10 protein-coding genes are annotated in these 13,960 nt (G+C 61.2%); all 10 read right to left on the minus strand.

What is annotated here, in order from left to right; translation table 11 throughout:
* Nucleotides 1-45: 45 nt before the first annotated feature.
* Nucleotides 46-1,383: an ATP-dependent RNA helicase DbpA gene (gene dbpA, locus AC0IXS_RS17240; RefSeq protein WP_341540398.1), complete on the minus strand. Its 1,338-nt coding sequence runs from the start codon at nt 1,381-1,383 to the stop codon at nt 46-48.
* 508 nt (nt 1,384-1,891) lie between these two features.
* Entirely contained in the window at nt 1,892-3,304 is a 1,413-nt protein-coding gene (mdtD, locus tag AC0IXS_RS17245) for a multidrug transporter subunit MdtD (protein WP_057407972.1), read from the minus strand.
* A gap of 10 nt (nt 3,305-3,314) precedes the next feature.
* The gene (locus tag AC0IXS_RS17250) at nt 3,315-4,640 is read right to left on the minus strand and encodes a TldD/PmbA family protein (protein WP_057407971.1); all 1,326 of its coding nucleotides are present in this window, start codon (nt 4,638-4,640) and stop codon (nt 3,315-3,317) included.
* Complete coding sequence (locus AC0IXS_RS17255) at nt 4,640-6,082, minus strand: TldD/PmbA family protein (RefSeq protein ID WP_057407970.1); 1,443 nt, start codon at nt 6,080-6,082, stop codon at nt 4,640-4,642. The genes AC0IXS_RS17250 and AC0IXS_RS17255 overlap by 1 nt, the downstream gene beginning before the upstream one ends.
* Before the next feature lie 303 nt (nt 6,083-6,385).
* On the minus strand, nt 6,386-8,086 hold the full coding sequence (gene betA, locus AC0IXS_RS17260; protein ID WP_471825261.1) for a choline dehydrogenase: 1,701 nt from the start codon (nt 8,084-8,086) through the stop codon (nt 6,386-6,388).
* Between the two features lie 164 nt (nt 8,087-8,250).
* Nucleotides 8,251-9,723 (minus strand): betaine-aldehyde dehydrogenase, encoded by a 1,473-nt coding sequence (gene betB / locus AC0IXS_RS17265; RefSeq protein ID WP_057407968.1) that lies wholly within the window; start codon nt 9,721-9,723, stop codon nt 8,251-8,253.
* Nucleotides 9,724-9,828: 105 nt separating this feature from the next.
* Complete coding sequence (gene betI, locus AC0IXS_RS17270; protein ID WP_004888075.1) at nt 9,829-10,422, minus strand: transcriptional regulator BetI; 594 nt, start codon at nt 10,420-10,422, stop codon at nt 9,829-9,831.
* A gap of 386 nt (nt 10,423-10,808) precedes the next feature.
* Nucleotides 10,809-11,987 (minus strand): choline ABC transporter ATP-binding protein, encoded by a 1,179-nt coding sequence (gene choV, locus AC0IXS_RS17275; RefSeq protein WP_004888073.1) that lies wholly within the window; start codon nt 11,985-11,987, stop codon nt 10,809-10,811.
* Nucleotides 11,984-12,832: a choline ABC transporter permease subunit gene (choW, locus tag AC0IXS_RS17280; RefSeq protein WP_170968957.1), complete on the minus strand. Its 849-nt coding sequence runs from the start codon at nt 12,830-12,832 to the stop codon at nt 11,984-11,986. The genes choV and choW overlap by 4 nt, the downstream gene beginning before the upstream one ends.
* A 64-nt stretch (nt 12,833-12,896) precedes the next feature.
* On the minus strand, nt 12,897-13,844 hold the full coding sequence (locus AC0IXS_RS17285; protein WP_004888068.1) for a choline ABC transporter substrate-binding protein: 948 nt from the start codon (nt 13,842-13,844) through the stop codon (nt 12,897-12,899).
* Nucleotides 13,845-13,960 lie beyond the last annotated feature (116 nt).

The following is a 13,960-nucleotide window of genomic DNA, read 5'->3' on the forward strand; positions in this document are numbered from 1 at the left end:
CTGCGTGCCCACGCTTGCCGTGGGCACGATCATCGTCGGTAAAGGTTACAGAATCCGTACGCGCAGCGACTTGCCTTTGATCTTGCCGTTGTTCAGGCGCTCCAGCGCCTGTTTGGCCATGCTGCGCTCGACCGCCACATAGGCCTGGAAATCGAAGATCGCGATCTTGCCGACCTGGGTGCCCGGAATGCCGGCTTCGCCTGTCAGCGCGCCGAGGATGTCGCCTGGACGCAGTTTGTCCTTGCGACCCGAGCCGATGCACAGCGTGGTCATGGCGGGCAGCAGCTTGCCGCCTTCCTTGATGCTCAGCTGGTCGTATTGCTGCCAGTTCAAGGGTGCTTTCTGCAGCTCTTCGATGGCACGGGCGCGCTGGCTTTCCGACGGCGCCACGAGGCTGACCGCGATGCCTTTCTCGCCTGCACGACCGGTCCGGCCTACGCGGTGGATATGGATTTCCGAATCGCGTGCCAGTTCGACGTTGACCACCATGTCCAGCGCATCGATGTCCAGACCGCGTGCCGCCACGTCCGTTGCGACCAGCACCGAGGTGCTGCGGTTGGCGAACATCGCCAGCACCTGATCACGGTCGCGCTGCTCCAGATCGCCGTGCAGGCCGACGGCGGACATGCCCTTGGCGGTCAGGTGATCAACGACTTCCTGAACCTGCTGCTTGGTGAAGCAGAACGCGACGCAGGAGGTCGGGCGGAAATGACCCAGCACCTTGACCACCGCTTCCAGACGCTGCTCGGGGGAGATTTCGTAGAAAATCTGCTCAATCTGGCTGTCAGCGTGCAGCGCCTCGACCTTCACGGTTTGCGGGTCGCGCATGAACTTCGAGGACAGCTGCTTGATCCCGACCGGGTAGGTGGCCGAGAACAACAGCGTCTGACGACGCTGTGGGGTCTGTTCGATGATGTCGGCGATGGCGTCGTAGAAACCCATGTCCAGCATGCGGTCGGCTTCATCGAGGATCAGCGTGTTCAGGCCGTCCAGCACCAGTGAGCCTTTGCGCAAGTGCTGCTGGATGCGGCCCGGCGTGCCGACGATGATGTGCGCGCCGTGCTCCAGCGAACCGATCTGCGGGCCGAACGACACGCCGCCACACAGGGTCAGCACCTTGATGTTGTCTTCCGAACGCGCCAGACGACGGATTTCCTTGGCCACCTGATCGGCCAGCTCGCGGGTCGGGCACATGACCAGTGCCTGACAGCCGAAGAAGCGCGGGTTGATCGGGTTCAGCAGCCCGATGCCGAAGGCGGCGGTCTTGCCGCTACCGGTCTTGGCCTGAGCGATCAGGTCCATGCCCTTGAGGATCACCGGCAGGCTCTGCGCCTGAATCGGTGTCATTTCGGCATAACCAAGCGACTCCAGGTTAGCCAGCATGGCAGCGGACAGAGGCAGAGTATTGAAAGCGGTGTTTGTCACGACGATGGACCTGCAAAACAAAAATGTCGCGCAGTGTATCAGGTCCGGGGGGCGGCTCAGATGGCGATGTCGATAAATGGCTTATTGGCGTGCTGTTCAGTGCCCGGTGATGATCGTTCCCACCGTCCGTGGTCGTGGCAAGACTCGGGTATAACGCTGAGCACAAGCATGGGCATGATCGGCGTGCTTGAGATCACGCTGATCGTTCCTACGCTCCGCGTGGGAATGCCTCCCAGGACGCTCCGCGTCCGCTCTTGAATGTGGCGCAGATGCACGGACAAGCTCCAGCGTTATCCACGTCATGCGCTCGGCTCACTGAATCCGCAATCTGTGCCATTTGTGACGCGGAGCGTCACGGGATGCATGCCCACGCGGAGCGATGGGCACGATCAGTGTTGAGGCGGACTTGTGTATAACGCCAAGCGCTCTGCGTGGTAACGCCTCTCAGGACGCGGCGCGGATCCACTCACACCACCTTCTTGCGCCCCTCGTTAGCAGGCAGTTGCAGGAAGATCCCCGCCGCGAACATCGCCAGGATGCCGACGCTCAGGAAGGTCATGTGGAACGCGCCCAGCACGTCGCTGACTTCGCCTGTCGCCACCTCGTCACTGAATCCGCCCAGCAAGGCGGCAGCGCTCGCCACCCCCAGGCTCAGCGCCAGTTGCGCCACCACCGATAGCAGGCTGTTGCCGCTGGCGGCGCTGGCGTCATCCAGATCGATCAGGGTCACGGTGTTCATCGCTGTGAATTGCAGCGAGTTCACCGCGCCCAGAAGCCCCAGATGCACCAGCAACACCCAGTAAGGCGTGTCCACCTCGACCAGTGCGAAACTCGCCAGCAGCAAGCCCAGCAGCAGCGTGTTGCTGGTCAGAAGGGTGCGATAGCCCAGGTGCTCGATCAGCCAGCGCGCCACGGTCTTGGCGAACATCCCGGCAGCGGCCAGCGGCAGCATGCTCATGCCCGCCTCGGACGGCGAGTAGCCCAGTGCGACCTGAAGCAGCAACGGCACCAGAAACGGCAGTGCGCCGCTGCCGAGTCGCGCGAACAGGTTGCCCATGATGCCGACCGCGAACGTGCGCGTACGAAACAGGGAGGGCGCGAACAGCGGCGCGTCGATATGCCCGGCCCGCAGCCAGTACGCCGCCAGACAGCCCATGCCGGCGAACAGCAACAGCACCACGCGCATGTGCGGCAGGTGCAATTCGCCCAGACCTTCCAAGGCAATAGTGATCAGCACCATGGCCGCGCCGAACAGCATGAACCCGACCCCGTCGAAGCGGGTGCGACCGCCGCCGGGAATGTCTGGAATGAAGTGCTTGACCGCATAGCAGCCGATGATTCCGACCGGAATGTTCAGCAGGAAGATCCAGTGCCAGCTCAGGTATTCGACCATCCAGCCGCCCATCGTCGGACCGAGCAACGGACCGATGAGCCCCGGCACCGTGATGAACCCCATGATCCTTACCAGCTCCGAGCGTGGGTAAACCCGCAGCACGATCAGCCGCCCGATGGGCACCATCAGCGCGCCGCCCAGCCCCTGGATCACCCGCGCACCCACCAGCATGCTCAGCGAGTTGGACAGCGCACACAACAGCGATCCGAAGCTGAACAGCAGGATGGCGCTGAAGAAGATCCGCTTGATCCCGAATCGGTCGGCAATCCAGCCCGACGCCGGGATCAGCAGCGCAATGGTCAGCATGTAGGCGATGACCACCGACTGCATGCGCAGTGGATCTTCGGCCAGTGAGTTGGCCATGGACGGCAGGGCAGTGTTGAGAATCGTGCCGTCCAGGCTTTGCATGAAGAACGCGATGGCGATGACCCAGGGCATCCAGCGCAGGGTCTTGTCGTCCATGACGTGCGTGGCAGAGTTGGCCATAAGCTCCTTTTTACAACGTGAGGGTCAGTCGGCTGATCAAAGCACCCGGCAATTGAATGGATCCTGTCTGGCGCTGACTGTAGGTGCTCGATTGCAGAATGAGTTCCCTTTCATGCGTCAGATCTTCCAGTGCGCTGCCCAGCAGGCTGTAAGCACTGTCGTCGAAACGCATGGTGCTGACCGGCGCGACGATTTTGCCATCCTCGACCCAGAAGGTCGCAAAACGCGTCATGCCGGTCAGACGGCCTGCAGCCTGATCGGAAAAATTCAGGTACCAGAGGTTGCTGATGTACAGCCCGGTGCCCAGCTTTTGCAGCACCTGATCCAGCTCCAGCGAACCGCCGGCAATGGCCAGGGCGCTGGGCCATTCGCCGTAGTCGGCACCGTTGGCCTGCAAGTCGTATTCGGCGGCGCTGCTGGAATCCACCAGTTGCTCGCCCGCCTTGCCGCCCGCGACGAGGGTCAGATCCTTGCGCGGATAGCCCTCACGGGAGAACGCAGGCGACAAAGAACCGCTGACCTTCTCCTCGATGCTGACCAAGGGACTGAACTGCGCGTCGCCGTTGTACAGGCGCTGCAACGGGCTGCGCTTGCTGGCAATCGCCTGCGCGGAAAACCCGCCCCAGCTCAGCATGCCGATGACTTCGTCCAGCGCCGCCGGAGCGAGATAGGCGCGGTACTGTCCGGGTTCGAGGGTATGCAGCGGGCGACTCAGATAATCCAGCTGCTCGCGGGCCTGCTCGAAGCGGCGCGTGAACGCCTCGTTGTCCCAGTCGTGACCGGCATAGTTGGCTTTCACGGCCTGACCGTTTTCGTGAAACAGGCTCCAGTCGAAGTTGAAGCTGTTGGCCTGATGCCAGCCCAGCGCACCCCATGAACTGGCGAACCCTCGGTACAGCGGGCCTGAGGCGTAGAAACCGACCAGATCCAGCCCTTGAGCCAGTTCGCTGATCCGTTCCACGACCTGCCCGCTGTCAGGCAGCGGATTTTCCTGAACGTTATTGCTCTGCCACGGCTGCGTGTTGGGCAACAGATACGGGTCCTTCGACAGCAGTGGCAGCGTTTCGCGCAGTTGCTGCAGAGCATCGGTCAAACGTTGCGCATCGGTGTCTGTATCGCCGGACAACGTGACTTCCAGATTGGCGTGGCGGCCGTCATCGATCAGCTTCAAGCTCAAAATGGCTTGCTGCACTTGCCCTGCCTGGCGCACCTGGCCGTGGTTGAAGCGGATGAAGTCCGACGCCTCGGCGTCATAGGCCAGGGTGAACTGTTCGGTCGGGCGGATGGCCGCCTTGAGCAAGGCGACCAGTGCTTCGAATTGCTGTTGCTGAGCCATCAGGCATCTCCTCCAAACACATCCACCTGGCTGAAGACACACGCGGGCGTCGCGTGGCCGACCCGGATCACCTGGTTAGGCTCACCCTTGCCGCAGTTTGGCGTGCCCAGCACTTTGAAGGTGCTGGCATCGCCCACGGCGCTGAGGCTTTTCCAGAAGCGTGCAGAGATCGCCCGATAGTTGGGGTTCTTCACCACGCTCTTGAGTTCGCCGTTCTCGATCAATTGGCCCCATTCGCAGCCGAACTGGAATTTGTTGCGCGCGTCGTCGATGGACCACGAACGGTTGCTCGACATCAGAATGCCGTGCTCGATGTTGCCGATCAGGCTGTCCATCGATTGATCGCCCGGCTCGATGTTCAGGTTGGCCATGCGATCGATGGGCGGACGGTTCCAGTTGCTGGCGCGGCTGTTGGCCACGCCGTCCAGGCCGCTGCGGTATTGCGACAGTGCGCCACCCAGCGGGCGTTGCAGCAGGCCGTCGCGGATCAGGAATTGCTTGCTGGCCGCCGTGCCTTCGTCGTCATGGCCGTAACTGGCGAGCTGCTCGGGGATGTCCGGGTCGAACGTCACGTTGAGCAGGTTGGAGCCGTACTGCAGGGTGCCGAAGTCCGACATTTTGACGAAGCTGGTGCCTGCGTAATTGCGCTCATCGCCCAGGATCCGGTCCAGCTCCAGCGGGTGGCCGATGGACTCGTGAATCTGCAGCACCATCTGGTCCGGCATCAACAGTAGGTCGCGCGGGCCGGACGGTGTGTTGGGGGCCAGAATCAACTGCAACGCCTGATCGGCGACTGTCGCTGCCGCGCCGATCAAACCGCAGTTGCTCAGCACTTCAACGCCGCCCTGCTGGCCGAAATTCTGACCGCCCAGGCTGCGGGTCTGGCTGTCGCTTCCGTCGTAGGCCGTGACGCTCATGCCCGGAAAGACAAAGCGCTGCGCCTGGCGCAGCTCGGCACCGGCGGTGTTGAAGTAGATCTGCTCGACGGTCTCCAGCCCCAACTCGGCCTGCCAGTTGACCAACCGTTCGTCTTTCGGGACGGCCGTGGACTCGCTCATCAGCAGACCGATGCAGTCGCTCAGCGGCGGGAACGCCTGGTTGAAGTTTGGCGAGAAGTAGTCGGCCTTTGCGGTGGACACGGGTTGTGCACTCAGGTCCAGCAGCGCATGCGGCGCCAGACGGCGGGCCATGGCCTCGGCCTGATGCAGGGCAGCCTGCAGGCCGTTCTGAGATATGTCATGGGTCGCGGCGTAGGTTTCAACGCCATTGAGGCGAACCGTCAGCATCGCGCCTTCATCGGTGAACAGCGAAGGCGGCTCGGCCACGTTCTTGCGCACAGACAGACGCTGGCCGTTTCGACGGACATAACGCACGGAAAAGAATTGTGCATCGCTCTTGAGGGCAGCAAACCGCTGCTTGAGCTGAGCGGAGAAATCGAACATGCAGACAAGCTCCTTCTTGAGGGCGGTCGGTGAAGTCCGGACGGTCTTGTGGACCGATTGCCTTGAAGACTGAGATTAACCCGAGGACGGGCCGTGCTGCACCCGTTGGGTTGAGATAGACGCTTGCGTGATCCTGGTGTGGAGCTCTGCGTCTGTTCCCGAATGGGACGCGGAGCGTCCCGGGCTGCATGCCCACGCGGAGCATGGGCACTATCATGAACGGTCAGAAGATCGTTCCCTAACGCCTCTCAGGACGCTCTGCGTCCGGTCTTGAGTACGACGCGGAGCACGATCATCAGTGGTTCAGGCCTGATGGCTGATTTCGCGCAGCGGCTTGCCACGTGCTGGCTTGTCGCCCGCCACGAAGTAGTCTGCAGTGCTGCGCGGCAGGGGCTGGCGGCCGCGGATCTTGTCGGCGATTTTCTCGGCGATCATGATCGTGGGGGCGTTCAGGTTGCCGGTTGTGATGATCGGCATGATCGACGCATCCACCACACGCAGGCTCTGCATGCCATGCACACGGCCCTGGCCATCGACCACGGCCATTTCGTCGGTGCCCATCTTGCAGGAGCACGAAGGGTGATAGGCCGTCTCGGCGTGTTCACGCACGAACTGGTCCAGCGCCTCGTCCGACTGCACATCAATACCCGGGCTGATTTCGCGGCCACGGTACGGATCCAGCGCAGGCTGCTGCATGATTTCGCGGGTCAGGCGGATGCCGTCGCGAAATTCCTGCCAGTCCTGATCGGACGCCATGTAATTGAACAGGATGCTCGGGTACTCGCGGGGGTCCTTGGACTTGACGTGCACACGGCCACGGCTTGGCGAACGCATCGAACCGACGTGTGCCTGGAAACCATGCTCCTGCACACCCTTCGTACCGTTGTAGTTAATGGCTACCGGCAGGAAGTGATACTGAATGTTCGGCCACTCGAACGCTTCGCTCGAACGGATGAAACCACCGGCTTCGAACTGGTTGCTGGCGCCGATGCCGGTGCCGAGGAACATCCACTCCGCACCAATTGCAGGCTGGTTCCACCACATCAGGGAAGGGTAGAGCGACACCGGCTGAGTGCAGGCGTACTGCAGGTACATCTCCAGGTGATCCTGAAGGTTCTGGCCGACGCCCGGCAGGTCGTGAACCACTGGAATGTCCAGCTTGTTCAGCAATTCGGCAGGGCCGACGCCGGAGCGTTGCAGGATCTGCGGCGAGGCAATCGCGCCACCGCACAGCAGGACTTCCTTGCGTGCACGAGCTTCATGGCGGGTGTCGCTGTCGCCGACCAGATATGCGACGCCGACGGCACGCTTGCCTTCGAACAGGATGCGGTCAGTCAGCGCGTGAGTGACGATGTTCAGCGTCGAGCGCTTTTTCGCTTCGTCCAGATAGCCGCGCGCCGTGCTGGCGCGACGGCCCTTGGGCGTCACGGTACGGTCCATCGGACCGAAGCCTTCCTGCTGATAGCCGTTCAGGTCATCGGTGCGCGGATAACCAGCCTGTACACCGGCCTCGACCATGGCATGGAACAACGGGTTGTTGCCTGCCTTGGGCGTGGTCACACTGACCGGACCTTCGCCGCCGTGATAATCGTTGGCGCCGATGTCGCGGGTCTCTGCCTTGCGGAAATACGGCAGGCAATCGAGGTAGCTCCAGTCTTCCAGACCCGGTTCTTTCGCCCAGCCGTCATAGTCCATTGCGTTGCCACGGATGTAGCACATGCCGTTGATCAACGACGAGCCGCCAAGGCCCTTGCCGCGACCGCATTCCATACGGCGGTTGTTCATGTGCGGCTCTGGCTCGGTCTCGTAGGCCCAGTTGTAGCGGCGGCCCTGCAGCGGGAACGCCAGTGCGGCAGGCATCTGGGTACGGAAGTCCAGACGATAGTCCGGGCCGCCGGCTTCCAGCAGCAGAACGGTGACGCCTTCGTCTTCGGTCAGACGGGCTGCCAGAGTATTACCGGCCGAACCGGCACCAATGATGATGTAATCGAATTCCCGGGACATAAATGCGCCCTCTTCAAGGTAGGTGGGGCAAATGCAAATCAGCGCGGGTCAAGCAGCTTGTGGCTCGACCCCTGGCACCCCATGCCAGTGCGCTACTTGAGGCGGGCCATTCACGAGCTCGCTCGCGAAGGCCTCGCCTCAGACGAAATTCAACTCAACGAACCTCAGAAAACCGACGCGTAGTCACCCAGCTCGATCTGTACCGACTTGATCCGGGTGTACTGGGCCAGCGAGCTGATACCGTTTTCACGGCCCACGCCCGACTGCTTGTAACCGCCGACCGGCATTTGCGCTGCCGACTCGCCCCAGGCGTTGATCCAGCAGATACCGGCTTCCAGCAGATGGATCACACGGTGTGCGCGGTTGAGGTCGCGGGTCACGATGCCGGCTGCCAGGCCGAAATCGGTGTCGTTGGCGCGACGGACCACTTCGTCTTCGGTGTCGTAGCCGAGGATGCTCATCACCGGGCCGAAGATCTCTTCGCGCACGATGGTCATCTCGTCGGTGCAGTCGGTGAACACGGTCGGCGCGACATAGGCGCCTTTGGCGAACTCACCGCCAGTCAGCCGCTCGCCGCCACACAGCAGGCGTGCGCCCTGTTCCTTGCCCTTGGCGATGTAGCCCAGCACGCTTTCCATATGCTCGAAGCTGACCAGCGGGCCGAAGTTGATGTTTTCGTCTTCCGGGTTACCGGCACGAATACGCTTCACGCGCTCGAGGATCTTTGCTTCGAACTCGGCTTTCAGTGCGTTCGGCACGAACACGCGGGTGCCGTTGGTGCAGACCTGACCCGAGCTGTAGAAGTTGGCCATCATGGCGATGTCGGCAGCACGATCCAGATCGGCGTCGTCGAACACGATCAGCGGCGACTTGCCGCCCAGCTCCATGGTCACTTCCTTGAGCGACGAGCTCGAGGCACTGGCCATGACTTTCTTGCCGGTGTCGGTGCCGCCGGTAAAGGAGACTTTCTCGATGCGCGGGTGCTCGGTGATCCAGGTGCCGACTTCACGGCCGCTGCCGGTCAGCACGTTGAACACGCCATTCGGGACGCCCGCTTCGGTGTAGATTTCAGCCAGTTTCAAGGTGGTCAGCGAGGTGACTTCACTTGGCTTGAAGATCATCGCGTTGCCTGCCGCCAGCGCCGGTGCGGATTTCCACAGGGCGATCTGGATCGGGTAGTTCCACGCGCCGATCCCGGCCACCACACCCAGCGGCTCGCGGCGGGTGTAGACAAAGGAGGAGTCGCGCAGCGGGATCTGTTCGCCTTCGATGGCGGGCACCAGACCTGCGTAATATTCCAGCACGTCAGCGCCGGTGACGATGTCGACGTAACGGGTTTCCGAGATGGCCTTGCCGGTGTCCAGGGTTTCCAGAGCGGCCAGTTCATCGTTGCGCTCACGCAGGATGTCCACGGCACGACGCAGGATGCGCGAACGCTCGACTGGGGTCATGGCGGCCCAGATTTTCTGGCCCTTTTCGGCGGCGACCACGGCGCGCTCGACATCTTCCTTGCTGGCGCGCTGGATCTTGGCCAGTACTTCGCCGTTCGCCGGGTTGATGGAGTCGAAGGTCTCGGTGTTGCTGGCATCGACATAACCGCCGTCGATGTAGAGTTTTTGCAATTCAAAACGGGCCATAAAGTCCTCGCAAATTCAGTGGGGGAGGCGATGACTGATTCTGTGTGCCGGAAACATTGGGCAACACGGCGTTTCAGTCGTTCGGTGATGGCGCTTCGAAAGCGCTCAGTTCGCCGATTTCGCCAATTGAAAATCCATGTATTCGTAAGCGATCCGTTGCGCTTGCTCGGTGTCGAATGCATCGCCTGACAGCGCGCCTCTCAGCCACAGCCCATCAATCAGGGCTGCGAGCCCGCGGGCCGCATTGCGTGCCTGTTCCAGCGGCAACGCGCGGCGGAACTGACAACACAGGTTCGAATACAGACGATGGTCGTTGATGCGCTGCAAACGGTGCAGCGACGGGTGATGCATGCTGGTTGCCCAGAAGGCGAGCCAGGTTTTCATGGCCGGGCCGTTGACCTGGCTGGCGTCGAAGTTGCCTTCGATGATCACTTGCAGATGCGCACGCGGGCTGTCGTCGGTCAGGGCCTGACGGCGGTCCCTGACGGTCTGTATCAGTGCATTCATCAGATGGCGCATGGTGGCTGCGATCAGGCCGTTCTTGTCCTGAAAGTAGTGACTGATGATGCCGTTCGAAACGCCTGCAAGACGGGCGATCAACGCAATACTGGCGTCGCCCATGCCGACCTGATCGACCGCGGTAAGCGTGGCCTGGATCAACTGTTGGCGGCGGATGGGTTGCATGCCGACCTTTGGCATAAACGCGATTCTCCCGAGTGGCTGAAGTGATCGTTATACCGAAATGGCTGGCACAGTCTAAAGATTTTTAATTGAACGATCAATCAATAAAAAATGACAGGCGTGTCCACTGATCGTGCCCATCGCTCCGCGTGGGCATGCCTCCCGTGACGCTCCGCGTCACAAATGGCACAGATTGCGGATTAAGTGAGCCGAGCGCATGACGTGGAAACGCTGGAGCCTGGGCGCGCATCTGCGCCACATTCGAGAGCGGACGCGGAGCGTCCTGGGAGGCATTCCCACGCAGAGCGTGGGAACGATCAACATCGTATTCCTCCAGGAGGATTTATGTATAACGCTGAGCGCGGAGCATGGGCACGATCGGTGTGCTGGAGATCGCTGATCGTTCAGCCGTGATTCTTGCCCAGCAGCGCGTGATACAGCTCGGTATCGCCAAGGATGCCGACGACCTGATTGCCATCCTGCAGCACCAGTTTGTTGCCGGTCTGGTAGCGGATCTGCAAGGCGTCGCGCATGCCGATGTTGGAGTGCACGAGGGTCGGGCGGCGGTCGAGGGTGTTGACGTCCTGGCCCGGGGTCCAGTTCTGCAGGTCCAGCGTGCCGGTGCCCTGACGTGCGCCTTTGATGACATTGCCGTCGGCCAGATCCAGCCAGGAATCACCACCCGGATCCAGGCATACCGAGCCGTTGACTCGGGTGCACTGGTCCACCGTGCGCATCAGGCTGCGGCCGCACAGCACGTTCAGCGGATTGGTATGCGCGACGAAGGTGCGCACGTATTCATCCGCCGGGTTGAGCACGATCTGCTCCGGCACGCTGTACTGAACGATGCGGCCGTCTTTCATGATCGCGATGCGGCTGCCCAGTTTCAGCGCCTCATCCAGGTCATGGCTGACGAACACAATGGTCTTGCTCAGCTTGCTTTGCAGCGCCAGCAGTTCGTCCTGCAGACCTTGGCGGATCAACGGGTCGAGCGCCGAGAACGGTTCGTCCATCAGCAGGATGTCCGCGTCCATGGCCAGCGCACGGGCCAGGCCCACGCGTTGCTGCATGCCACCGGAAAGCTCGTCCGGCTTCTTGTTGCGCCATTGCGTCAGGCCGACCAGTTCCAGCTTCTCGTCCACCAGCTTGCGTCGTTCCTTCTCAGGGCGACCCTGCATTTCCAAACCGAAACTGATGTTTTCACGTACCGTCAGCCAAGGCATCAGGGCGAACTTCTGAAAGACCATGGCGATGCGCTTGGTGCGCATCATCTTCAGCTCTGCCGCCGAGCAACTGGCAATATTGATCTGCGAGCCTTCATGCTCGACGAACAGCGAGCCGCGGCTCACGGTATTCAGACCGTTGATGCAGCGCAGCAGGCTGGATTTGCCGGAGCCGGACAGGCCCATCAGTACGCAGATTTCGCCTTTCTCGATTTCCAGAGTGGCGTTTTCCACCCCTACGATCTGCCCGGTTTTCTTGAGGATCTGGTCACGCGTCAGGCCTTCGTCCAGCAGCTTCAGGGCCTCACGCGGGTCCCTGGAGAAGATGACGTCTACCTTGTCGAATTTGATGATACTCATGCGTCGGACCCTACCTTGCCTTCGGGTTGTTTGCAGATGCGGTCGAGCATGATGGCCAGCAGTACGATCGCCAGACCGGCTTCGAAGCCCAGGGCGATATCAGCGGTGTTCAATGCGTTGACCACAGGTTTGCCCAGACCGTCGGCACCGACCAGCGCCGCAATCACCACCATCGACAGCGACAGCATGATGCACTGGGTGATACCGGCCGCGATGCTTGGCATGGCGTAGGGCAGTTCGATTCGTGTCAGCAACTGGCGGCGCGAGGAGCCGAATGCCTTGCCCGCGTCGAGCAGTTCCTGCGGCACGTCGCGGATACCCAGGTACGTCAGGCGGATCGGCGCGGCGATGGCGAACACCACCGTCGAAATCAGACCGGGCACCACGCCCAGACCGAACAGCGTCAGCGTCGGAATCAGATAAACGAAAGTGGGCACCGTCTGCATCAGGTCGAGCAGCGGGCGGATGACGGTGTAGAACATCGGCTTGTGCGCGGCAATGATGCCCAGCGGCACGCCGATCACGACACAGACCATCGTGGCGAACAGCACCTGCGCCAGGGTTTCCATGGTTTCCTGCCAGTAATGCAGGTTCAGGATCAGCAGGAACGAGAGGATAACGAACACCGTCAGGCCCCATTTGCGCTGGATAAAGTGTGCGAGTGCAGCGATCAGGCCAATCAGTACGAACGGGTTGAACCAGGTGAGGGCGAAGGTCAGCCCGTGGATCATCATTTCCAGTGTCGAGGCAATCGCATCGAAGTAGTCGGCGCCGTTACGCGTCAGCCAGTCGACGAACGCCGCGATGTACTCGCCCAGAGGGATTTTATGATCAGTCAGCATGATAGTGATTGTCCGCTTGCGGAGAAAAATGAAAGCAACAGGCGGGACATGCCCGCCTGCCGCCGGCTTACTGGGTCAGCTTGGCCTTGGCAGCCTCCAGCCCCGGTTTGCCGTCAACAGTGGTCACACCGGCAAGCCAGGTGTCGAGCACTTGAGGGTTCTTCTTGATCCACGCCTTAGCGGCCGCATCCGGCTTCATCTTGTCTTCCAGAACGTTGCCCATCAGCGTGCTTTCCATGTCCAGTGTGAACGACAGGTTCTTGAGCAACTGGCCTACGTTGCTGCATTCCTGGGTGTAGCCCTTGCGCGTGTTGGTGTAGATGGTCGCCTGACCGAAGTTGGGGCCGAAGAACTCATCGCCACCGGTCAGGTACTTCATCTTGAAGCGCTTGTTCATCGGGTGCGGCTCCCAGCCCAGGAAGACCACGTCGGTGTCGCGGCGGGTCGCACGATCCACCTGCGACAGCATGCCGGCCTCGCTGGACTCGACCACCTTGAAACCTGCGTCTTTCAGGCCGAAGGCGTTCTTGTCGATCATGCTCTGGATCAGGCGGTTGCCGTCATTGCCAGGCTCGATGCCGTAGATCTTGCCGCCCAGTTCCTTCTTGAATTTGGCGATGTCGGAAAAGTCTTTCAGGCCCTTGTTGTAGAGCGCTTCAGGTACAGCGAGGGTGTACTTGGCGTTTTCCAGGTTGGCTCGAACGGTTTCGACGGTGCCGGCTTCGCGATAAGCCTTGATGTCGTTTTCCATGGTCGGCATCCAGTTGCCCAGAAACACGTCCATGTTTTTGCCGTCCGCCAGAGACTTGTAGGTCACGGGAACGGAGATCATGGTGGTCTTGGTCTTGTAGCCGAGGGATTCGAGTACGGCGCTGGTCACTGCGGTAGTGACGGTGATGTCGGTCCAGCCGACATCGGAGAAGTTCACGGTATGACATGCCTCTGGTTCGGCGGCCTGGACCAGCATCGGGGTACAGAGCGTGGCGGCCAACAGCAACGATTTGGAAGCTTTCATGGGGTGGACTCCTGTGAGTTTCTTCTGGTCATCAGCAGGTGAGCGCTGACGCGACTTATGTGTTGGCAATGCATTTCGCGAAGCTCCATCACTGCGCCTGGCGATCGAGTCGAGGC

It is taken from the genome of Pseudomonas sp. AC016 (assembly GCF_979253365.1).